The sequence below is a fragment of the Denitrificimonas halotolerans genome, assembly GCF_034259425.1.
Classification (GTDB): domain Bacteria; phylum Pseudomonadota; class Gammaproteobacteria; order Pseudomonadales; family Pseudomonadaceae; genus Denitrificimonas; species Denitrificimonas halotolerans.
In genome coordinates this window covers 35368-56705 of the sequence record NZ_JAXIVU010000017.1, presented here as the reverse complement: position 1 = coordinate 56705, position 21338 = coordinate 35368, and the positions used below count along the sequence as shown (strand labels likewise).

The 21338-nt window shown below is 45.9% G+C and carries 19 protein-coding genes and 1 riboswitch; of the genes, 13 read left to right on the top strand and 6 right to left on the bottom strand.

Annotated features, from left to right (window positions below; translation table 11 throughout):
- Positions 1-109 (top strand): zinc ribbon domain-containing protein (locus TOI97_RS10975; RefSeq protein WP_321552891.1); only part of this gene is annotated, 109 nt, incomplete at its 5' end.
- 13 nt (positions 110-122) lie between these two features.
- On the opposite strand, the gene TOI97_RS10970 is transcribed toward TOI97_RS10975, so the two are convergent.
- The gene (locus TOI97_RS10970; RefSeq protein WP_321554168.1) at positions 123-701 is read right to left on the bottom strand and encodes a cob(I)yrinic acid a,c-diamide adenosyltransferase; all 579 of its coding nucleotides are present in this window, start codon (positions 699-701) and stop codon (positions 123-125) included.
- Positions 702-721: 20 nt separating this feature from the next.
- Positions 722-1648: a putative 2-dehydropantoate 2-reductase gene (locus TOI97_RS10965; protein ID WP_321554167.1), complete on the bottom strand. Its 927-nt coding sequence runs from the start codon at positions 1646-1648 to the stop codon at positions 722-724.
- Positions 1649-1911: 263 nt separating this feature from the next.
- Here TOI97_RS10965 and TOI97_RS10960 point away from each other — a divergent pair, with 263 nt between their 5' ends.
- A complete protein-coding gene (locus TOI97_RS10960) occupies positions 1912-2391 on the top strand; it encodes a YajQ family cyclic di-GMP-binding protein (protein WP_321554166.1) in 480 nt (159 codons plus the stop codon).
- Between the two features lie 145 nt (positions 2392-2536).
- Here TOI97_RS10960 and mqo read toward each other — a convergent pair whose 3' ends face one another.
- Positions 2537-4024, bottom strand: a complete 1488-nt coding sequence (mqo, locus tag TOI97_RS10955; protein WP_321554165.1) for a malate dehydrogenase (quinone) — start codon at positions 4022-4024, stop codon at positions 2537-2539.
- Positions 4025-4645: 621 nt separating this feature from the next.
- On the opposite strand from mqo, the gene TOI97_RS10950 reads away from it, so the two are divergent.
- The 8 genes from TOI97_RS10950 (at position 4646) to TOI97_RS10915 (ending at position 12809) form a co-directional block, all read left to right on the top strand.
- The gene (locus TOI97_RS10950) at positions 4646-5230 is read left to right on the top strand and encodes a YajG family lipoprotein (RefSeq protein WP_321554164.1); all 585 of its coding nucleotides are present in this window, start codon (positions 4646-4648) and stop codon (positions 5228-5230) included.
- A gap of 117 nt (positions 5231-5347) precedes the next feature.
- A complete protein-coding gene (miaA, locus tag TOI97_RS10945) occupies positions 5348-6274 on the top strand; it encodes a tRNA (adenosine(37)-N6)-dimethylallyltransferase MiaA (RefSeq protein WP_321554172.1) in 927 nt (308 codons plus the stop codon).
- A 72-nt stretch (positions 6275-6346) separates the two neighbouring features.
- Entirely contained in the window at positions 6347-6601 is a 255-nt protein-coding gene (hfq, locus tag TOI97_RS10940) for an RNA chaperone Hfq (RefSeq protein WP_321554163.1), read from the top strand.
- Between the two features lie 9 nt (positions 6602-6610).
- Positions 6611-7909, top strand: coding sequence for a ribosome rescue GTPase HflX (hflX, locus tag TOI97_RS10935; RefSeq protein WP_407651347.1), 1299 nt, complete (start codon positions 6611-6613; stop codon positions 7907-7909).
- A gap of 102 nt (positions 7910-8011) precedes the next feature.
- On the top strand, positions 8012-9181 hold the full coding sequence (gene hflK / locus TOI97_RS10930; RefSeq protein WP_321554161.1) for an FtsH protease activity modulator HflK: 1170 nt from the start codon (positions 8012-8014) through the stop codon (positions 9179-9181).
- Positions 9181-10050 (top strand): protease modulator HflC, encoded by an 870-nt coding sequence (gene hflC / locus TOI97_RS10925; RefSeq protein WP_321554160.1) that lies wholly within the window; start codon positions 9181-9183, stop codon positions 10048-10050. Before hflK ends, hflC begins: the two co-directional genes overlap by 1 nt.
- Before the next feature lie 212 nt (positions 10051-10262).
- Positions 10263-11444: an ATP phosphoribosyltransferase regulatory subunit gene (locus TOI97_RS10920; protein ID WP_321554159.1), complete on the top strand. Its 1182-nt coding sequence runs from the start codon at positions 10263-10265 to the stop codon at positions 11442-11444.
- Positions 11445-11516: 72 nt separating this feature from the next.
- Positions 11517-12809 (top strand): adenylosuccinate synthase, encoded by a 1293-nt coding sequence (locus TOI97_RS10915; RefSeq protein ID WP_321554158.1) that lies wholly within the window; start codon positions 11517-11519, stop codon positions 12807-12809.
- Between the two features lie 146 nt (positions 12810-12955).
- Here TOI97_RS10915 and TOI97_RS10910 read toward each other — a convergent pair whose 3' ends face one another.
- Complete coding sequence (locus TOI97_RS10910; RefSeq protein ID WP_321554157.1) at positions 12956-13642, bottom strand: energy-coupling factor ABC transporter permease; 687 nt, start codon at positions 13640-13642, stop codon at positions 12956-12958.
- A gap of 198 nt (positions 13643-13840) precedes the next feature.
- On the opposite strand from TOI97_RS10910, the gene dxs reads away from it, so the two are divergent.
- From dxs to TOI97_RS10895, 3 genes are all read left to right on the top strand, one after another.
- Positions 13841-15727, top strand: a complete 1887-nt coding sequence (gene dxs / locus TOI97_RS10905; protein ID WP_321554156.1) for a 1-deoxy-D-xylulose-5-phosphate synthase — start codon at positions 13841-13843, stop codon at positions 15725-15727.
- 252 nt (positions 15728-15979) lie between these two features.
- Positions 15980-16179: riboswitch (cobalamin riboswitch) on the top strand.
- A gap of 96 nt (positions 16180-16275) precedes the next feature.
- Positions 16276-18213 (top strand): TonB-dependent receptor, encoded by a 1938-nt coding sequence (locus TOI97_RS10900; RefSeq protein ID WP_321554155.1) that lies wholly within the window; start codon positions 16276-16278, stop codon positions 18211-18213.
- Between the two features lie 360 nt (positions 18214-18573).
- Positions 18574-18831: a DUF4282 domain-containing protein gene (locus tag TOI97_RS10895; protein WP_321554154.1), complete on the top strand. Its 258-nt coding sequence runs from the start codon at positions 18574-18576 to the stop codon at positions 18829-18831.
- 93 nt (positions 18832-18924) lie between these two features.
- Here TOI97_RS10895 and trmA read toward each other — a convergent pair whose 3' ends face one another.
- On the bottom strand, positions 18925-20019 hold the full coding sequence (trmA, locus tag TOI97_RS10890; RefSeq protein ID WP_321554153.1) for a tRNA (uridine(54)-C5)-methyltransferase TrmA: 1095 nt from the start codon (positions 20017-20019) through the stop codon (positions 18925-18927).
- Positions 20019-21311, bottom strand: coding sequence for an NCS2 family permease (locus TOI97_RS10885; RefSeq protein WP_321554152.1), 1293 nt, complete (start codon positions 21309-21311; stop codon positions 20019-20021). The genes trmA and TOI97_RS10885 overlap by 1 nt, the downstream gene beginning before the upstream one ends.
- Positions 21312-21338 lie beyond the last annotated feature (27 nt).

Sequence of the window (21338 nt, the reverse complement as noted above, 5' to 3'; positions counted from 1 at the left end):
ATGGACGTGCAGTGGGTGTGGTGTCACCCACGATCGCGATATCAACGCGGCACGTAACATTCTCGCGGCCGGGCATGGTCGTCTAGCAGTAGGAATCCCCGTCCTTTAGGTCGGGGAGGATGTCAAAAGGGTTTTTCTGCAGCTTGCCAGTGAATTTCATTACATCCCTGGTATTGGGCAATGAGGCGTGCAGCTACAAATAAAAGATCTGAAAGGCGGTTAATGTAGCCTAGTAATTCTGGGCGTAAGGCTTCGCTGCTATGCAAGGCTTGGCAGCGACGTTCAGCATTGCGAGTACTGCTACGACAGATATGGGTTTGCGCGACTAAACGTGATCCACCGGGTAAAATAAATTCTTTTAACGGACCTACGCATATATTCCACTGATCAATAACTTGTTCAATGCGAGTAATTTCACTGCCTTGCAATGCTTGATATTCAGGCATAGATAATTCACCGCCCATATCAAATAGACGATGTTGGCAAGGGGCTAGTACCTCAATTACTTCTTGCAGTTTAGGCGTCCGGGTCAGATGCTCTTGCAAGTCAGCTAATAATAACCCCAGTTGGCTATTTACTTCATCCAAGGCGCCGATGGCTTCAATGCGTGGGTGGCTTTTATTGACGCGGCGACCATCGGATAAGCCTGTTTGTCCGTCATCGCCGGTGCGTGTGTAAATTTTATTGAGTCGATAGCCCATGTTGTAGTCTCCGGAAGGGGTTAGGTAGTCGAGAGTCCGTGCTTACGCAGCGCATTTTGTAATTGCGTATGTAGTGCGAAAAGAGTTGGTGTTTGGCATTGTAGTGCGCGACTTTGAGCGCAAGCAAAAGCAGTGATATAGCTGATTTCCGTACGGCGTCCTTGGGCAACATCTTGTCGCATTGAAGATGAGTTGTGGGATGTTTTGTCAATGACGGACCAAACGGTTTGTTGTAAATTTTGTGCTGCTTGCACTTGACCTGCGGCTTGTAAGACTAACTGCAGCTCATTGCACAGATTATTGATCACCGCTGGATGTTGTTTAAGTTCGCCGTTGAGACAGTTGTAAATCACTGTAAACGGGTTGATTGCACAATTAACCGCGAGCTTACGCCAAAGGTGTGTGAAAATGTCTGTCGTCCAAGTGCAAGGGATTTCTGCTTGCAAGCAGTTGTCGAGCAGCTGTTGTGGTGGAGGTTGTGATTGTTCTTGTAAATCACCCAGGTAAATGTGTCCTTGGCCTGCGAAAACACTATGGAAAGGGGAGGCTAAGTAAGCACCTTCGGTGCTAGAAGCAGCAATGCAGCGTACATTAGGGAGAAGGGTTTGTATGGCTTGCTGACTGCCTAAGCCGTTTTGCAATAGAATCACGAGGCTGTTGCTGTGCAGGCGTTTTGCTACAGCGTTCACTGCTGCTCTTGCATCATAGGCTTTACAAGCTAATAACAGGCAGTCAATGGGTTCAGCGTCGGTAGCCAGTTGTGCAGGGATGGGGTGGTACTGAGTTTGAGTGCGTAGGGCATTACTTAATCGAATGCCAGGGGATTCGATATAGCGCGTCAGCGTGCCCTCATTGCGTAAAATAATGCGTACAGGGATGTTTTTTTCTGCTAATCGGGCTGCCCATAAACAGCCTAAGCTGCCGGCACCTAAAATATGCCATTTCATAGTTTGCTCACTTTACAGGCAATGTGTGGATTACTGCCTTGCAGGGTTTGTTGGGTATTATGCGCTATCATGCGAGCTGAAAACTTGGCCTCATCTGCGCGGCAGGTATTTAACAATGGGTTTGGCATGGATCGACAGCTAACTCAGTGAATAAGATGTAATAGGTGTGGCCCTTTATACAGAGTTGCAGGCTGCAACAGCAAGTGTGCTTGTTGAACAAGCCTCATCAATAAAATTTTTAAATATAATTTTGGAGGATAATAATGCCCTCATTTGATGTTGTTTCAGAGCTTGATACCCATGAGGTAACCAATGCTATGGATAATGCGGCTAAAGAATTGGAACGCCGCTATGATCTGCGTGGCAAAGCGAGTCTTGAGTTTAAAGATAAGACCATTACTTTAATTGCTGAAGCTGATTTTATGCTTAATCAAGTGATTGAAATTGTAAAGTTGGCTTTGGTGAAGCGCAAAGTGGATATTCAGTGCTTAGAATACAAAGATCCTTATGCGTCAGGCAAGGTGGTCAAACAAGAGCTGATTTTGCGTGAAGGGATTGATAAAGAATTGGCGAAAAAGATAGTTGCAACCATTAAAGAAGCCAAGTTAAAAGTACAGGCATCTATTCAGGGTGAGCAGGTACGTGTGACTGGCAAAAAGCGCGATGATTTACAAGAAGCCATTGCTTTACTTCGTAGTAAAGAGCTAGGTATGCCATTACAGTTTACTAATTTTAGAGACTAACTCAGCAGGGCAGCATAGGGATAAGCTTAGTTGTTGCTCTTTGAGCAGTTCAAACAGGGTGTTGGTACTGTTTGCTGCAAGTTTCTAAACTTGGCAATTATTTATTAAAAAGGCCTGAGTTTTTCGACTCAGGCCTTTTAGCGGATCAGCGCAAGTTGAGCAATTTATCAGAGCGCTCTTGGGTATTGCGATAAAGCTCGGCATTGGTTTCCAACTCTTTAAGAGGAGCAGGGAAAATTGCCGAGAGCTTTTCTTGCCATTCTGCTGAATTGAATTGTTCTGGGAAGCAACGTTTCAATAGTTTAAGCATGATGGAAACAGTTACTGAAGCACCTGGTGAAGCACCAAGCAAAGCAGACAGAGAACCATCAGCTGAACTCACAAGCTCTGTGCCGAACTGTAAAATACCGCCTTTTTCTGGGTGCTTTTTAATAATCTGAACACGTTGCCCAGCAATTTCAAGCTTCCAGTCTTTCGGATCAAGCTGTGGATAGAAGCGGCGTAAGGAGTCTAAGCGCTGTTCCATTGATTGCATCACTTCGCTGACCAAGTAGCGTGTTAGGTCCATATTATCGCGACCCACAGCAAGCATAGGGCCAATATTGGATGGGCGTACTGAGAGTGGTAAGTCAAGCAAAGAGCCGTTTTTTAGGAACTTAGTGGAAAAACCAGCGTAAGGGCCAAACAGTAGAGATTTTTTACCATCAATGATGCGGGTGTCTAAGTGAGGAACAGACATTGGTGGTGAGCCGACAGCGGCTAGACTGTATACTTTGGCTTGGTGCTGCTCCACTACGGCTGGATTATCGCAACGTAACCATTGGCCGCTGACAGGGAAGCCACCATAACCTTTACCCTCAGGGATACCTGACTTTTGGAGCAGTGGTAAGGCAGCACCGCCTGCACCTAGGAATACAAAGCGGGCGGTGACGCTTCGGCGCTGACCAGTGGCTAGATTTTTGATGCTGACTTTCCAACCCTGCGGGCAACGCTCAAGATCAGTGACCTTGCTTCTATAGCTCAGCGTGCTGTTATCTTGTTGGGCAAGATAGCTTAAAAGTTGACGCGTTAAAGCGCCGAAGTTGACATCAGTACCGTTGGACATATGCGTTGCGGCGATAACTTCATCGTCTTTACGCTCGGCCATCATTAATGGCATCCATTGCGCCATGACGCTTTTATCTGTAGTGAACTCCATGTTTTCGAAAGCATGGTGTTCTTTTAATAGCTGAGCGCGCTTTTGTAAGAAGGCAATATTGTCTTTGCCTTGTACAAAACTGATATGAGGAACAGAGTGAATAAAGGTGTCGGGATCGCCAAAAGTTCCTGTTTCAACAAGGTGTGCCCAGAATTGCTTGGACTCTTCAAACATAGCGTTGATATTAATGGCTTTGCTAATATCAATAGAACCGTCGGCAGCTTGTGGGGTGTAGTTTAGCTCGCAAAGTCCTGCGTGACCGGTACCGGCGTTATTCCATGGGTTAGAGCTTTCCATTGCTCCATCTTCCATTTGTTCAACGATTTCTAGGTTAAGGCTTGGATCCAACTCTTTTAGCATGACTGCTAATGTTGAACTCATAATGCCGGCTCCCACCAGCAATACATCGAGGTTTGCTTGATTGTCTTGCGCCATCAGTATGTCTCCAAAAAGCAACTTTTAGGCGGTAGGGTTAAAGGATAACCGCCGAGGAAAGGATTAGATTATTGCGAAATAGCCAATGCTTTAACCGCTGCAAGAAGGAGGGCTGTTGGTGCATGGAACTGTAAATGCCAAACTATTCATTGCTTGCCACACTCTTGTGAAGTTGTGAAACCATTTCCCGCCATCTTATGGAGTGGCGGATCTTTAAAGTGTATTTATATTGCACGTGCCAAGGGCAGATTTGCTGTAAACACTGAGTTTTTAATAGTGCAGTGTCTCGTTATCTTGGTAGGTGTACGTGTCTACAGGTAAGACACTTGGCAACCTCTCGCCTATAAGCCCTAGTGCTGCAAACTAACAGTGTAAAACTAAAAGGAGGGGGTGCCGTATAGTTGGTTAGTAATTATAACGATGAAAATATAAAAAACGATCATTGAGACCAAATTTCTTTAGTCGAAAGGTCGTATATGAAGACTTGCATCGATGCAGTTAAGCAAATAACGACAAAAATTAAATGTTTTGTGTAACAAGGCTTTGTGCTGCATGCTGTGCAAGTCTGCACTGCTTGGTTAAACTTTAACATATTTGAAAGGCTAAAAAGGGAACTAGATTATGTCGCGTTATGCATTTGCTAGTGCAGCAGTGGTTTTGACTACGCTTTTAACCGGCTGTGGGCTGAGTCCGCAAGCCTTGCAGCCAGAGCCACGTTTCAGTGGGCAAGTAGTCGCAGTAGGGCAAGGACAAAAAGTCACAGTGTTGGTGAGTGATGCGCGTTCCTCGGCAGTGATTGGCACCCGAGGGGGGGTGTATGCTGAGAGTAGCTTGATTACTGTGGATAAATCGACATTTTTACCGCGTTTGCAAGCAGAGACTGATGCAGCGGTCCGTATGATGGGTTTTACACCTACGGCGCAAGGTATAGATAATGCACAATTAACTTTAAAACTGACTGAGCTGAGTTACAAAGCCGTTGAAAAGAGTCCTTTAGTTAAGGAAGCGCAGCTGCATGCTTCTTATACCTTAGAAGTGAAAAATGGCGCACGTCGCTATAATGGACGTTATGCCGCCACTTTAAATCAAGGTTATGCTAAAGCACCTAATGAACAAACGAATAACAAATGGGTCAGCCAAGTACTCAGTGAGGGTTTACAACGTGCGTTTAAAGACCCTGCAGTGGGTCAATTACTGGCACAATAAGCATGGTTTGGATGAGGTAGCTGCATCCATAGTGCAGCGTAAATTCTAACAGTTGAGCTGCTTGTTAGGATTAAGGGGAGTATTTTGAGAGAGAATTTGCCGCCTGCTATTTTTTTGATGGGGCCGACTGCTTCAGGAAAAACAGATTTAGCGCTGCAATTGGTGCGTGAATTACCTTGCGAAATTATCAGTGTGGACTCTGCGTTGGTTTATCGCGGTATGAATATTGGGAGCGCTAAGCCCAGTGCACAAATTTTAGAGCAGTACCCTCATCACTTGGTGGATATCTTAGATCCTGCCGAAAGTTATTCTGCGGCACAGTTTCGTCATGATGCTTTAGCAGCGATGGCTGAGATCAGTGAGCGCGGACGTATACCGTTGCTAGTTGGTGGCACTATGCTGTATTACAAAGCACTGACAGAAGGGTTGGCGAGTATGCCAGCAGCGGATGCGAAGGTCCGTGCGGCACTTGAGCAGCAGGCGGCTGTAGAAGGGTTAGCTGTATTGCATGCACAATTACAGCAGGTTGACCCAGTCTCAGCTGAACGCATTCATCCAAATGATCCGCAGCGTATTATTCGTGCGCTTGAGGTCTGGCAAGTGAGTGGCCAGAGCATGACAGAGCATCGCCAACAACAAACTATACAAAAACTAACAACTAATGGCGGCCATTTACCGTACAATGTAGCAACCTTTGCCATTGCACCGCAGCAGCGCAGTGTTTTGCATGAGCGTATTGCTATGCGATTTCAGCAGATGCTTGAACAAGGCTTTGTTGCTGAGGTCGAAGCATTATGGAGTCGTGGAGATTTGCATGCTGACTTGCCATCGATTCGCGCGGTAGGTTATCGACAGGTGTGGGCATACTTGCAAGGTGAGTATAGCTACGATGAAATGATCGAACGCGGTATCATTGCTACACGGCAACTGGCAAAGCGGCAGTTTACTTGGTTGCGCAGCTGGCAAGACCTATATTGGTTAGATAGTTTGTCATGCGATAATTTGTCGCATACCTTGAAAAGATTTCATGAGCTCACCATATAGAGTGAGTTGAATCAATTTTTAGTTTGCTTAAACAACAAGCATACTTTTACTTTAGTTAATGGAGCACACCTCATGTCAAAAGGGCACACGCTACAAGACCCTTACTTAAATCTTTTACGTAAAGAAAGAGTACCGGTATCAATTTATTTGGTTAATGGCATTAAGTTGCAGGGACAAATTGAGTCATTTGATCAGTTTGTTATTCTGCTCAAAAACACTGTGAGCCAAATGGTTTACAAACACGCAATCTCCACAGTGGTACCAGGACGTCCAGTACGCTTACCTAGCGAAGATGACTCTACTGGTTCTGACTTAGGTAATGATTAGTGGGAGAGCATTTTGATCGCTGAACATCGAGGGGAGCGTGCCATTCTTGTGCATTTGGATGGGCATGCACCTGAGGTGCGAGAAGATCCTTATGAGTTTCAAGAGCTTGCAGTATCGGCTGGCGCTGTAATTGCAAGCTTCATAAGCATTTCGCGACACCAACCAACAGCTCGTTTTTTAATTGGCTCAGGTAAAGTTGAAGAACTGCGACAGTTGGTGATTGCCGAAGAGGCTGACTTGGTGATTTTTAACCATGCACTCACGCCAAGCCAAGAGCGTAACTTAGAGCGCACTTTAGAGTGCCGAGTGTTGGATCGCGTTGGCTTGATTTTGGATATTTTCGCGCAGCGTGCTCAGACTTATGAAGGTAAGTTGCAAGTTGAATTGGCTCAACTGGAGCATATCAGCACACGTTTGATTCGAAGTCGCACAGACCTAAGCCGCCAACAAGGTGGTATTGGTTTGCGTGGGCCGGGTGAAACACAGCTGGAAACGGACCGCCGTTTGTTACGCCTGAGGGTAAAACAGATTAAAGCGCGCCTGGAAAAGGTACGTAATCAACGTCAGTTAGCACGACGCAGTCGTCAGCGCGCTGATATGCCTAGTATCTCTTTAGTGGGGTATACCAATACTGGGAAATCAACATTATTTAACTTGCTAACTGAGTCGCAGGTGTATGCAGCGGATCAGCTGTTTGCTACTTTGGATCCAACGGTGCGTCGCATTGAAATCGATGGGTTAGGAGCGGTAACTTTAGCGGATACCGTGGGCTTTATCCGACACTTGCCACATAAACTAGTGGAAGCGTTTCGAGCGACATTGGAAGAGTCGGCCAATGCTGATTTACTGTTGCATATGATTGATGCACACTCGCCTGAGCGTGATGAGCAAATCAAGCAGGTGTATCAGGTTTTGGATGAAATTGATGCCAGCAGCGTACGCACCTTAGAAGTCTATAATAAAGTTGATTTATTAGATAATGTTGAGCCGCATATCCAACGGGATGAACAAGGTAAACCAGTACGGGTTTGGGTTTCCGCCTATAAAGAGCAGGGGATCGAATTACTGCAACAAGCCATTGCCGAGTTGTTGGAAGAGCAAATATATATTGCTACAGTGCGATTGACTCAACAGCAAGGGCGATTGCGCGGTAAACTCTTTGATCTTAATGCGGTAGAGCAAGAGACGCACGCTGACGATGGTGCAAGCATTTTAGAAATACGTATTGCAAAAACAGAGTTGGATAAGCTGCTCAGTGATGAAGGCATTATGCCGGCTGATTTTTTGCGCAACTATAGCAAGCTTTGACGGTTAGCTGAATGTGCTTAACGCTGTGGTTGTAATATCAAATTATTATAATATAGTGCGCTTTTAGAGTGCATTTTGCCTTTCAAATAGATGGAGAACACTATGGCCTGGAATGAGCCGGGTGGTAACTCAAATAATCAGGATCCTTGGGGCGATCGCAATAAGCGAGGCGGCCAAAAAGAAGGACCACCTGATCTTGATGAAGCCCTCCGTAAACTGCAGGATAATCTTAAAGGTGTGTTTGGCGGGAAGAAAAAACCGGGATCGAAAGGTTCAGGTGGTGGTTTCGGACTGCTAGCCATGGTATTTGCAGCACTTGCAGCGATGTGGTTGTACACTGCGGTGTATTCACTTGATGAGCAAGAGCAAGCCGTTATTTTACGTTTAGGTAAATACCACGAAACAGTGGGGCCTGGTTTGAATATCTACTTCCCACCAATGGATCGTAAGTTTGAGCAGAACGTGACCCGTGAACGTGCTTATACACGTCAAGGGCCCATGTTGACAGAAGATGAGAACATCATTGAAGTGCCGCTGACCGTGCAATACAAAATCAGCAACTTAAAAGATTTCGTCTTGAATGTGGATGGCCCTGAAGTAAGTTTGCAGCAAGCCACTGAAAGTGCCTTGCGCCATGTGGTAGGTTCTACGGCGATGGACCAAGTGTTAACTGAGGGTCGTGAAGTTTTAGCGATCGAAGTAAAAGAGCGCCTCCAGCGTTTTATTGACACTTACCGTACTGGTATTACAGTCACTCAGGTGAACGTGCAGAACGCTCAGCCACCACGTGAAGTGCAAGAGTCTTTTGATGATGTGATTCGTGCACGTGAAGATGAGCAGCGTGAAAAGAATCAGGCAGAAACATACGCCAATGGTGTGATTCCCGAGGCTCGAGGTAAAGCACAGCGTTTGCGTGAAGAAGCCAATGGTTATCGTGATGAAATTATTGCACGGGCACAGGGTGAGGCGGAACGCTTTAGCCAGTTAGTTGCTGAATACCGCAAGGCACCAGAAGTAACGCGTCAGCGTTTGTATTTGGAAACCATGCAAGAGGTTTATAGCAACAGCAGTAAAGTGCTACTTACAGGCGATCAAGGTCAAAACAGCTTGCTGTACTTGCCACTGGATAAAATGCTTGAAGGGCGCAACGCAACATCACAAAGACCGACTGATACTTCAGGTTCGACTGTTAATTCAGTACCAACCAGCAGTAATGTCAGCTTAAGCAGTGACGCACTGTCTCGTGACTTACGTGCCAGAGGTAGCCGTTAATGAGTAATAAATCGACTTTTGTTTTGATTGTAGCTGCCGTGCTCGCACTGGTTGCTTGGAACAGTTTTTATATTGTTCTAGAAACTGAGCGAGCGGTATTGCTGCAGTTTGGAAAGGTAGAGAAAACCAACGTGCAGCCGGGTTTGCATGTGAAAATACCTTACATTAACCAAGTTCGTAAGTTTGATGCACGTTTACTGACATTGGATGCGCCAACACAGCGCTTCTTAACTTTAGAAAAGAAAGCAGTGATGGTGGATGCTTTTGCTAAGTGGCGTGTGGCTGATGCTGATCATTACTACACTGCAACCTCTGGTATTAAGCAGGTGGCTGATGAGCGCTTGGCTCGACGTCTTGAGTCAGGTCTGCGTGACCAGTTTGGTAAGCGTACTTTACATGAAGTGGTCAGCGGTCAGCGTGATGAGTTAATGGCGGATATCACCACCTCACTCAATCGCATGGCGCGTAAAGAGTTGGGTATTGAAGTCATTGATGTGCGTGTCAAATCCATTGATTTACCTAAAGAGGTGAATCTAAGTGTATTTGAGCGTATGAGCTCTGAACGTGCTAGGGAGGCTCGTGAGCACCGCGCTAAAGGTCAGGAACTCGCCGAAGGGATTCGTGCGGATGCAGACCGGCAGCGCCGAGTGTTGCTAGCAGAGGCCTATCGTGAAGCTGAAGAAATTCGAGGTGAGGGAGATGCCAAAGTCACGGAGATTTACGCCAAAGCTTATGGTATGGATCAAGAGTTTTATGCTTTTTATCGTAGCTTAATGGCATACCGTGAAAGCTTTGCTGATAAAAGCGATGTTTTAGTGTTATCGCCTGATAGTGAATTTTTCAAATATATGGAAAATATAAAGCCTTAAGCTAGTGTGCTTTATGCGCGCGATCTTTGTGGTCGCGCGTATTTTTGATGGGTGTTCAACCTTTGGCGAGATTGCCGTAGGTTTGAAAAGCAAGAGGCATGCACAGAATAATCTGTGGTATCATGCGGCAGCCGGGAAACTCCCGGCTTTTTTGCGCCTGTGGTCATGCAAAATGCCCAGCAGGCACTGTATTTACAATGAGGAAAGGCGCAATGGCAACGGTAGAGCGCTGGCTGCTGCCAGATGGCATCGAAGAAGTACTGCCGCCGCAAGCGGCACAAATTGAAGCAACTCGTCGACAAGTCTTAGATATGTTTGAGGCTTGGGGGTATGAGTTTGTCGTAACACCGCATATTGAGTTTCTAGAGTCATTACTAACTGGCGCGGGACAAAAGCTTGATTTGCGTACTTTTAAAGTTACCGACCCACAATCAGGCCATCTGATGGGCTTTCGTGCGGATATCACTCCACAAGTAGCACGTATGGATGCGCACAGTTTACGTCGTGAAGGACCTTCACGGCTTTGTTACGCTGGTAGTGTAGTGCATGCACGTCCGCGCGCATTATCACGTTCACGTAGCCCGATACAGCTGGGTGCGGAACTCTATGGTGATGCCAGTCCTGCTGCAGACATTGAAGTGATTAGCTTAATGTTAGCAACGCTTGAGCATGCAGAAATTGCCGATATTCATATGGACTTAGGTCATGTGGGTGTATATCGAGGTTTGGCCCGAGCAGCGAACTTATCAGATGACTTAGAAGCGCAGATTTTTGATGCGTTGCAACGTAAGGCGGTCGATGAAGTAGCAGCGTTAACTGCACAGTTGCCTGAAAAGCTAGCGCAAATGTTGCAACAGTTGAGTCAGTTATGCGGCGGTCGTGAGGTTTTGGATCAGGCCAAAACTATTTTAGCGGATGCACCTGAGAGCGTTTTAACCGCATTGGATCAACTGACGGTTGTTGCAGATGCGCTGATATTGCGTTACCCGCACTTACCTTTTTATTTCGACTTGGGTGAGTTGCGTGGTTATCACTATCATACGGGCGTGGTTTTTGCTGCTTTTGTCCCTAACGTTGGGCAATCTATCGCCCAAGGTGGACGTTATGATGACATTGGAGCTGTGTTTGGTCGTGCACGTCCTGCGACAGGTTTTTCTACAGATTTAAAAACCCTAGTGAACTTAGGTCAGCGTAAGGCTGCAGAGTTACCTAGTGGTATTTGGGCGCCTACGGGTGCTGCAGATGATTTATGGCAAGCTGTTTGTGCATTACGTAACCAAGGTCAGCGCGTGGTGCAAGCGTTGCCTGGGCAAAGCGTGAGTGATGCTGCGCAAGCCAGGTGTGATCGTCAGCTCGTTCAAAATTCCTCAGGCTGGGAAGTTCAGCCTTTATAAGTTTTAAGCCGCATTTGCGGTCACGTTTGTCGGTTAAGCCGACCTCCTATTTGCGCGAAGAGGGCAGGGGTTATGGGTAAAAATGTTGTCGTTTTAGGCACTCAGTGGGGGGATGAAGGTAAGGGGAAGATTGTTGATTTATTAACAGATCAAGCCGCTGCCGTTGTCCGTTTCCAGGGTGGCCACAACGCGGGTCACACTTTAGTTATTGACGGTGAGAAAACTGTATTGCACTTGATTCCATCGGGTATTTTGCGTGAAAACGTTGAATGTTTGATCGGTAATGGTGTGGTTGTTGCACCGGATGCTTTGATGCGAGAAATCACTAAACTGGAAGAAAAAGGTGTGCCTGTACGTGAACGTTTACGTATCAGCCCTGCCTGTACTTTGATTCTTCCATACCATGTTGCGTTGGATCAGGCACGTGAGACCGCGCGTAGCGAAGGTAAAATTGGTACTACAGGCCGTGGTATTGGTCCTGCCTACGAAGATAAAGTTGCACGTCGTGGTTTGCGCATTGGTGATTTATTCAATGCTGAGCGTTTTGCAGTGAAGTTGCGTGAGGTACTGGATCAGCATAACTTTATGTTAGAGCATTTCTATAAAGTTGAGCCGGTTGATTATCAGAAAACCCTGGATGAAGCTTTGGGTTATGCAGAAGTTTTGAAACCTTTAATGACTGATGTAACTGCACGCTTACACACTTTGCGTAAGCAAGGTGCACGCATAATGTTTGAAGGTGCACAGGGGTCATTGTTGGACATTGATCACGGTACTTATCCTTATGTAACCAGTTCTAGTACTACTGCTGGTGGTACTGCAACAGGCTCAGGCTTTGGTCCGTTGTACTTAGATTACATCTTGGGTATTACCAAAGCGTACACCACACGTGTTGGCTCAGGTCCATTCCCAACAGAGTTGTTTGATGAGACCGGCGCCTACTTGGCTGAGAAGGGACATGAATTCGGTTCGACTACAGGACGTGCGAGACGCTGCGGTTGGTTTGATGCGGTGATTTTGCGTCGTACCTCAGAAATTAATAGCATTTCTGGTATCTGCTTAACTAAGCTAGATGTACTAGATGGCTTAGAAACAGTAAAGATTTGTGTTGCTTATAAGAATGCGGCTGGTGAAGAAATTGAAGCACCAACCGATGCTGATAGCTACGATGGCTTAGTACCAGTATATGAAGAGATGCCAGGTTGGAGTGAGTCAACTCTAGGTGCGACTTCGATTGAAGCATTACCTGTTAACGCGCGTGCTTATATCAAGCGTATTGAAGAGTTGATTGGCACACCGATCGATATCGTATCAACGGGGCCAGATCGCAATGAAACTATTGTTCTACGTCACCCGTACGCGTAGTGTTATAGCTATTTTGCACGTTAGGGCAGAGTAGATAAAAAGTAAAAAAAAGCCGGCATGCGTCGGCTTTTTTTTGTGTAATCATAGTGGATGAGCGGATAGGTAATGAGTCTTTGCTTTTAAAGCATTGCTTGAAGACTCCTGTGTTAGGAGTGGTTGTCGTCTTTCCAAGGCGCTTGTAAGTATCGGCTGTAATTAAAAGTTTCCAGCCAGTCGGGCTTAAAGACCACAAAGGCGGTTACCGCCATACCATTAATAAATGCCTCAGGAAATGCCACCAGTAAGAGCATGCCAAAATAATCTTCAATCCATGGTGGGAATTGATAAATACCATTAGCCCAAAGTAATAGACTGCCACTGGCAATGCAGAGTGTCGCAGTTAGGGCTGCAGGAAAAAAACCAGAAAAAAAGATATACATAAATAAATTTTCGGGTTGTAAGCGCTCAATTGCTTTGGCACAACAGTGGGCGATGAAAACTGGCAGAATAATAAGAATGAGTCCATTAGCACCCAACACATTGAGTTCTTGTTTGCCCAAAGTCAGTAGAGCGAGTTGAGCAATAAAACCGGCGAGTATGGCTAAGGGCCAATCAAGTAAAAGAGTCACAGCAGTCATACCAATAAAGTGGAATGATAAGCCGCTTGGAAAGTCGCGGCGCATCAACCAAAGGATGCATAAGACTAAAACTGTGCCAAGTAGCAAGTGTTGACGACGATTGTCGCTAAAAAGCTCGACCCAAGGGGCGCGCCAGATAGCATAAAACAGCATAGGGCCATACAATAGCCACCCCCACAATAGAGTGGTTTCGTTCAGTAGCATGCTTGCGATCATAGAATGGCCTGTTACCTATTAAAACGTGTGGGGTGATGAGAAATTTAACACTACTTTACCAGATTTTTTTCTGAGCTAGGCGCTGCTGATTAAAACTCAATAATAGTGTCTAAAACTTTTATTCCGCATTTCGGTACTGTGGACTTTGTTTGCTTTCAGGTAAACTTCACCCTCTTGATGAATTAACACGACATTTAAATGCCTAAGACATTTCACGAATTTCCTGTTGAACGCCCCGAAACGCCTCTGCTTGATAAAGTACAGACGCCAGCCGAGCTGCGTCTGCTATCTGAAGCTGAATTGGTGAGCTTAGCTGATGAGTTGCGCTTGTTTTTATTATGGAGCGTTGCGCAGACAGGCGGACACTTTGCCGCTGGTTTAGGTGTGGTTGAGCTGACCTTGGCTTTGCATTATGTGTTTGATACGCCTGAAGATCGCTTGGTTTGGGATGTAGGCCATCAAGCCTACCCACACAAAGTGTTAACGGGACGTCGTGAACAGATGCAGACTTTACGGCAAAAAGATGGATTGGCGGCCTTTCCACGACGTTGCGAAAGTGAATATGACACCTTTGGTGTAGGACACTCGAGTACCTCTATTAGTGCTGCGCTAGGTATGGCCATTGCTGCAAAGCTACAGGGTTCTGAGCGTAAAACGGTTGCCGTGATTGGCGATGGCGCGATGACTGCAGGTATGGCGTTTGAAGCACTGAATCATGCACCGGAGACGGGTGCAAGTATGTTGGTGATCCTTAATGATAACGATATGTCGATCTCCAATAATGTCGGTGGGTTATCGAATCACTTAGCTAAAATACTCACGAGTCGCACTTACTCGACTATGCGTGAAGGCAGCAAGAAAATACTTTCACGCTTACCCGGTGCATGGGAGATTGCTCGTAAAACAGAAGAGCATGCAAAAGGCTTCTTAGCGCCAGGTATTATGTTTGAAGAGTTGGGTTGGAACTATATCGGCCCTATTGATGGGCATGATTTACCAACCTTATTAGTCACTTTACGCAATATGCGTGATTTAGAGGGACCTCAATTTTTGCACGTGGTTACGAAAAAAGGTAAAGGCTTTGCACCCGCTGAGCTGGATCCTATTGTTTATCACGCAATAAGTAAAAAACCTGCAGCACCTAGTAAGCCATCAGGGCCACGTTACTCGGCAGTTTTTGGCCAGTGGTTGTGTGATATGGCCGCTCATGATGAGCGCTTACTCGGTATCACACCAGCGATGAAAGAAGGCTCGGATATGATTGCCTTTAGTGAGCAGTTTCCTGAGCGCTATTTTGATGTTGCGATCGCTGAGCAGCATGCGGTGACCTTGGCGGCAGGGATGGCCTGTGAAGGTGCTAAACCTGTTGTTGCCATTTACTCTACATTCTTACAGCGTGCTTATGATCAGTTAATTCATGATGTGGCAGTGCAGGACTTAGATGTTTTATTTGCTGTAGATCGTGCTGGTTTAGTCGGTGAAGATGGCCCAACCCATGCAGGTAGTTTTGATATTTCATATTTACGCTGCATTCCGAATATGGTGATTATGACGCCAAGCGATGAAAATGAGCTGCGACTTTTGCTTAATACTGGTTATCACCATGTGGGGCCTGCAGCGGTACGCTACCCACGTGGTACAGGACCTAACGTCCAAATCAGTAGCAGTTTGGATTCGGTTGAATTAGGTAAAGCTGTGTTACGCCGTGAGGGTCAAGGTGTTGCACTCTTGGTCTTTGGTGTGCAGCTTGCTGTTGCGTTGGAGGCCGCCGAGCAATTGGACGCAACTGTAGTAGACATGCGCTTTGTTAAGCCATTAGATGAAGGATTACTACGGCGCTTGGCTGCTGATCATGCACTGTTTGTTACCATTGAAGAGAATACGGTGATGGGTGGGGCGGGTAGTGCAGTAGGTGAATTTCTAGCTGCTGAGCAATTGCAGGTTCCGTTGCTGCACATGGGCTTGCCAGATCACTATATTGAGCATGGGCAGCCTGCGCAAATGCTTGCAGATTGTGGTTTAAGTGTTGCAGGTATTGTGCAAGCTGTAGAGCAACGTTTAGGTGTAGATATACAGCCCATTTAGATCTTTTGATGTGCGAATCAGTTGCGTTCATTGCGCAGAGAGTTTGCAACATTAGACATCACAGTATAAATCACTGCTTGATATGAATTGAGCGGTGGTTTTTGTCATATGTTAATCGACAGAAAATTTTTAGAGCGATAGATTTAGGATGTAACGCTTTGTGTTGCATCCTATCTGGTGCGCTTAAACATCAAAGAATTTGCAATCCTTTGTTCCAAACTTGACCAACGCCTTTGGGGCGTCTATTGTTCCCGCACTTTGATTCTGTAAGGTGCGCTGGACGAGTCCAGCCTGAAAAGGGAAGTTAAGCGGTTTAACCGACTTACGCTGCCCCCGCAACGGTAAACGATGCGCTCTAGCGCGCGTTTGTTCAATAACCACTGGCTGTCAAGCTGGGAAGGTGAACAAGTGTATTCGTTAGCCCGTAGACCTGCCTTACGGATTTCGACGGGTGTTGCGGAGGGCGGCACCGTCAAGTGCTGTGCCTTGGTGCGCGCTTGTTTTTGCCCTCCTCAAAAGCTGTATTTATTTTTGAGGAACCAATCTAAATGAAATTGTCTCGCCTTGCGCTTGCTGTAGCGCTGTTGCCAGCGTCAACCTTGTCAGTTGCTGCTGATACCAACGAAGATATTTTAAAACTCTCAGATACTGTAATCACCGGTAATCGTATAGCGCAAGAAGACGTGCGCGCCACTTACGCTTCAGAACTGCATAGCGCCGAGGATATTAAAAACTCTGCGGCCATTAACCTATATGACTACTTAGGGCGTTTTAGCTCGGTTAATGTGCTGACTTCTGGAAACCCTTACCAGCAGAAACTGGATATGCGTGGTTATGGTATTGGTGATGGCTATCAAAATATTGTCGTGACGCTGAACGGTCGCCGTTTAAATAATATTGATATGTCGCCGCAGTTACTCAGTAGCATCCCGCTCAACAGTATTGAGCGCATCGAAATTATTAAAGGCAGTGGCTCTGTTGCTCATGGTGATGGTGCAATGGCCGGTGTGATTAACATTGTTACCAAAGATCAGAAGGGCGTTGATTTTAGTATGGCGGCTGGCAGCGATGGTTATTCTGCTGCGAGTGTTAGCGCAGGGCTGAGTGAAGAGTTTTTTGCCTTACAGGTGTTGGCTGAAAATAGTGACAGCGACGGTCTGCGTAAAAAAGATGTAAATGGTAAAACAGATGAATCTGATGCAAATAATTTATCAGCCACGCTGAAAGTCTTTCCCGTTGATGGTTTAGAGTTGCGACTGGGTAAGGATCGTGCTCGGATGGATGCGCATTATGGCGGCTGGATTAACAAAAAGCAGTTTGATAAAAAACCGTCGCAAAACAACTCTCCAGCGGCCATGCATCGAGAGTGGGAATTTAAAACTGATGTAAATCGATTGGGAGCCAGCTATCAGGTTAACGAGTTACTTTCGTTTGATATCGATCATGCAGCAGAAAAGAAAGAGGTCGAATTTGTTTATCCAGGTTCTAAACCGAGTAAGTTCGATTACCGCTCAACAGACTTTTCCGGCCAGCTAAGTCTCGAACGTTTAACCTTGGTGGCTGGCGTGCAGCTGTTTGATGGCGAGCGGAGGCAAAATACTAACAAAACGCACAAGGATAATAAGGGAGTTTACTTGCAAGGGCTTTATGCTCTAGGTGATACGACCTTCAGTGCTGGTGCTCGCCGCGAGAAAGTAAAATACAAATATAAAGAAACAACAAAGTTAAAAGATGATCACACACTAGATGCTTGGGATATAGGTGTTAACCATCAATACAGCCAAGAGCTAAGCGTGTTTGCTAACCTGAATCAAGGCTTTCAAGCACCGGATATCGAGCGTTTCTTTGGGTTTGATCCTAATGATTGGTCTGTTATTTTTAATGATTTTATCAAGCCCGCAAAAAGTAAAACACTGAACATCGGTCTTAACCATGTTACCGAACGTAATAAGCTAAAAGTCACCAGCTATTATTCTAAACTAAAAAATGAAATTTACATGGTCCCAGCAACCTTTGTTAATACCAATATCGATAAATCTTATAAATACGGTCTAGAAGTGCAGGACAGCTTCCAAGTTACTCCAGAGCTGCTAACCCGTATTAACTATGCGTGGACACGTGCAAAAATTGATAAAGAAGATGAGGGGAGCGGTGCTTATAATGGTAAAAACTTACCGGGAGTTTCCGAGCACAGCATTACAGCAGGCATTGATTACCGAGTCGTGCAAGATGGCACATTAACCTTGACGCAAAACTGGCGCAGCCGTGCCTATGCTCAAGAGGATTTTGAAAATAAGTTTAAGCAGAAGCAAAAAGCCTACAACACTACTGATTTTGGTTATGCCCATAAAATCGATAACTTCACCTTGTTTGCGCAGGTGAATAACGTGTTTAACCGCAAGAACGGATTATGGCTCAGAGATGATGTGATTTACCCCGTCAATTTCACCCGCACTTGGTATGCGGGAGTTCGTGCTTCATTTTAATAATTGAGTGGTGTTGAGGCAGGCACACTAAGTTAAAGCTTTGGTTATAGGTTATATTTAACAATTGATCATACTGTTGCGGCGATAAACGTAGCCATGGATGGCAGCGCTTAGAACTTAGTTTAAGATGGGCTCGTTGAGATGGAGATAACAGCAGTTGTCAGTGCAATATACAGCAAAGCAAAGTTGTTCTAGTCCTTTGTATTGTTGTTGGCAATTGAGTCCCAGTCGACATAGCGCGGTAAACTATATTGTGTAGGGTTTAAGAGCGATTCAGACTCTCGTTGTTAGTTAAAATATTATGTTCTACAAATAGCTGAACTATTCAGCTACGGCACATACCACATCAAGGAGTATTCAATGAAAGATATTTTGTTTTTTGAAAACATGCTGACCCCGAAAATCATTACATTTGTGTATTGGTTATTGCTATTGGTTGCAGTTTTTTCTGGTTTTGCCTCTATGTTTTCAAGTTATGGCGGATTTACCTTTGGTGGCTTCCTCATGGGTATCGGTATCATGCTGGGAGGTGCTGTAGGTGCGCGTATTTGGTGTGAGCTCTTGATTGTGCTGTTTAAAATTAATGAGAATATTAAGAAGCTTGCTGATAAAGCGTAAAGCTTAGGAGCTATCACTCAAGGCAATGAGCACCGTGATTATGCTTATTGCCTTGAAGAGTGAGTAAGTGTGTAATAGCGGGTGGGTGTTTGGCTAGTTGGTTTTGCGCTCGAGTAGCACTCCACTTTCGATATGATCCGTCCAAGGGAACTGGTCAAATAGCGCTGTTTGAGTGATCTTGTGCGTATCGCTGAGTTGGCGAATGTTTTCGGCTAAGGTTTCTGGATTACAGGAAATATACAAAATCCGCGGAAAGCGGCGAATCAATTCACAGGTATCTTGATCCATGCCGGCGCGCGGCGGATCCACAAATACCGTACCAAACTCATAACTGTCTAAGTCAATATTGGCTAAACGGCGAAACTCGCGTACTTTGTTCAGAGCTTGAGTCAGTTCTTCTGCTGACAGACGCACTAGTTCAATATTCTCAATTTGATTGTCGGCCAAGTTGGCCAGTGCAGCATTGACCGAGCTTTTACTGATCTCAGTGGCCAATACTTTACGCACTCGAGTGGAGAGTGGCAGAGTAAAATTACCGTTACCGCAATACAGCTCTAGCAAGTCATCATTTTGCTCGCCAAGCGTGTCATAGGCCCAGTTGAGCATCTGCACATTCATCGCGCCATTGGGTTGGGTAAAGGCACCTTCAGGCTGGCGATAGCTGAATACACGACCCGCCACCTCAAGTTTTTCTACCACATAATCACGACCAATCACTGTGCGCTTGCCCCGTGAGCGGCCAACAATACTGGCATTTAAATCTTGGCTTAATTGCTCAGCTGCAGTGTGCCATGCTTCATCCAGTGGGCGGTGATAGCACAGAGTAATTAGCGCTTCACCGGATAAGGTGGTTAAAAATTCTACTTGAAACAAGCGATCTGACAGGGCTTCATTGTTATCCCAAGCTGCTTTTAAACGCGGCATGAGGGTATTAATCAGTTGGCTAGCAATGGGGAAGTTATCAATAAGAATAGGAGTGCGCTTGTCGCCTGGAGTCATCATGGCATAGTGACGTTGACCATCTTCACGCCAGAGACGAAATTCAGCTCGGAGGCGAAAATTTTGCTCAGCGGATCTGAAGACTTGCAATTTTGGTGCGTTAAATTCGCAAAGCAAGTGTTCTAAGCGGGCTTGCTTAGCATTCAGTTGTGCTAAGTAAGCGGCAGGAGAGAAATCAGAATTTAGCATTAGGCAAAGAAACCCAGTTTGATAATAAAGAGTATGGATAACACCCACATCGCGCTATTGAGGTCTTTCCAACGGCCGCTGAGCAGCTTAATAGCAGTCCAGGTGATAAAACCAAAAGCAATACCATTGGCAATGGAAAAGGTCAGAGGCATGGCTAATGCAGCGACAACGACGGGCGCTGCTACAGTCAAGTCATCCCAATCAATTTTGGCTAAGCCGCTGGTCATTAATACAGCAACAAAGAACAGCGCTGGTGCTGTGGCATAGGCGGGTACAGCCGACGCCAGTGGTGCAAAGAATAAGCTCAGTAAGAAAAGCACTGCGACTGTGCAAGCGGTCAACCCTGTGCGGCCACCGGCGGCAATACCTGCAGCAGACTCGACAAAGCTCGTTGTTGTGGATGTTCCCATGCAAGCACCAGCCATCGTGGAGGTGCTGTCTGCAAGTAGTGCGCGGCCAAGGCGCGGCATTTTACCGTCCTTATCTACCAAGTTAGCGCGTTGGGCGACGCCAATTAAAGTGCCTGAAGTGTCAAACAAGTCCACAAATAAGAAAGCAAAAATGACACTGATTAAGCCCACATCAAAGGCGCCGGCAATATCCAACTTTAATAGGGTGGGCACCATGCTTGGCGGCATACTGATAACACCATTTAAGGCAGAAAAGCCCATAGCTATGGAGAAGCCAGTGATCAATAAGATGCCAATCATTACTGCACCGGTAATTTTACGATAGGCTAAAGCCACAATAAGAATAAACCCAAGCGTGGCAAAAATAGGGCCAGGTTGGGCTAGATTTCCTAAGGTGACCAAAGTGTCTGGGTTGCCCACGACAATTCCTGCATTTTTAAGGGCAATCAGTGCCAAGAATAAGCCAATCCCCGCGCTAATGGCAGAGCGTAAGGGCATGGGAATGCTGTTAATAATCCATTCGCGGATTTTGAAAATCGACATCGCGAAAAACAAAAAACCGGAAATAAAAACTGCACCTAAAGCCACCTCCCATGAATAACCCATGGTGCCCACGACAGTGTACGTAAAGAAGGCGTTCAGACCCATGCCTGGAGCGAGGGCAATGGGGTAGTTGGCTATCACTCCCATAATGACTGAACCAATAGCGCCGGCTAAACAGGTGGCGACAAACACAGCACCGTGATCCATACCAATTTCTGCTAGCATATTTGGGTTGACAAAGAAGATGTAAGCCATGGTGAGGAATGTGGTGATACCTGCCATGACTTCGGTGCGGAAGTTGGTGTTGTTGGCTTCTAATTGGAAGAGTCTTTCCAGCATGGAGTTGGCTGCCTGCAAAAGCCGAGA

Coding starts and splice junctions, on each gene's coding strand:
- TOI97_RS10885 (WP_321554152.1), bottom strand. CDS start 21,311: ATGCTGGAAAGACTCTTCCAATTAGAAGCCAACAACACCAACTTCCGC.
- TOI97_RS10950 (WP_321554164.1), top strand. CDS start 4,646: ATGTCGCGTTATGCATTTGCTAGTGCAGCAGTGGTTTTGACTACGCTT.
- TOI97_RS10920 (WP_321554159.1), top strand. CDS start 10,263: ATGGCAACGGTAGAGCGCTGGCTGCTGCCAGATGGCATCGAAGAAGTA.
- TOI97_RS10900 (WP_321554155.1), top strand. CDS start 16,276: ATGAAATTGTCTCGCCTTGCGCTTGCTGTAGCGCTGTTGCCAGCGTCA.
- hflK (WP_321554161.1), top strand. CDS start 8,012: ATGGCCTGGAATGAGCCGGGTGGTAACTCAAATAATCAGGATCCTTGG.
- TOI97_RS10960 (WP_321554166.1), top strand. CDS start 1,912: ATGCCCTCATTTGATGTTGTTTCAGAGCTTGATACCCATGAGGTAACC.
- TOI97_RS10910 (WP_321554157.1), bottom strand. CDS start 13,642: ATGATCGCAAGCATGCTACTGAACGAAACCACTCTATTGTGGGGGTGG.
- TOI97_RS10970 (WP_321554168.1), bottom strand. CDS start 701: ATGGGCTATCGACTCAATAAAATTTACACACGCACCGGCGATGACGGA.
- dxs (WP_321554156.1), top strand. CDS start 13,841: ATGCCTAAGACATTTCACGAATTTCCTGTTGAACGCCCCGAAACGCCT.
- TOI97_RS10915 (WP_321554158.1), top strand. CDS start 11,517: ATGGGTAAAAATGTTGTCGTTTTAGGCACTCAGTGGGGGGATGAAGGT.
- hflC (WP_321554160.1), top strand. CDS start 9,181: ATGAGTAATAAATCGACTTTTGTTTTGATTGTAGCTGCCGTGCTCGCA.
- mqo (WP_321554165.1), bottom strand. CDS start 4,024: ATGGCGCAAGACAATCAAGCAAACCTCGATGTATTGCTGGTGGGAGCC.
- TOI97_RS10895 (WP_321554154.1), top strand. CDS start 18,574: ATGAAAGATATTTTGTTTTTTGAAAACATGCTGACCCCGAAAATCATT.
- TOI97_RS10965 (WP_321554167.1), bottom strand. CDS start 1,648: ATGAAATGGCATATTTTAGGTGCCGGCAGCTTAGGCTGTTTATGGGCA.
- trmA (WP_321554153.1), bottom strand. CDS start 20,019: ATGCTAAATTCTGATTTCTCTCCTGCCGCTTACTTAGCACAACTGAAT.
- miaA (WP_321554172.1), top strand. CDS start 5,348: ATGGGGCCGACTGCTTCAGGAAAAACAGATTTAGCGCTGCAATTGGTG.
- hfq (WP_321554163.1), top strand. CDS start 6,347: ATGTCAAAAGGGCACACGCTACAAGACCCTTACTTAAATCTTTTACGT.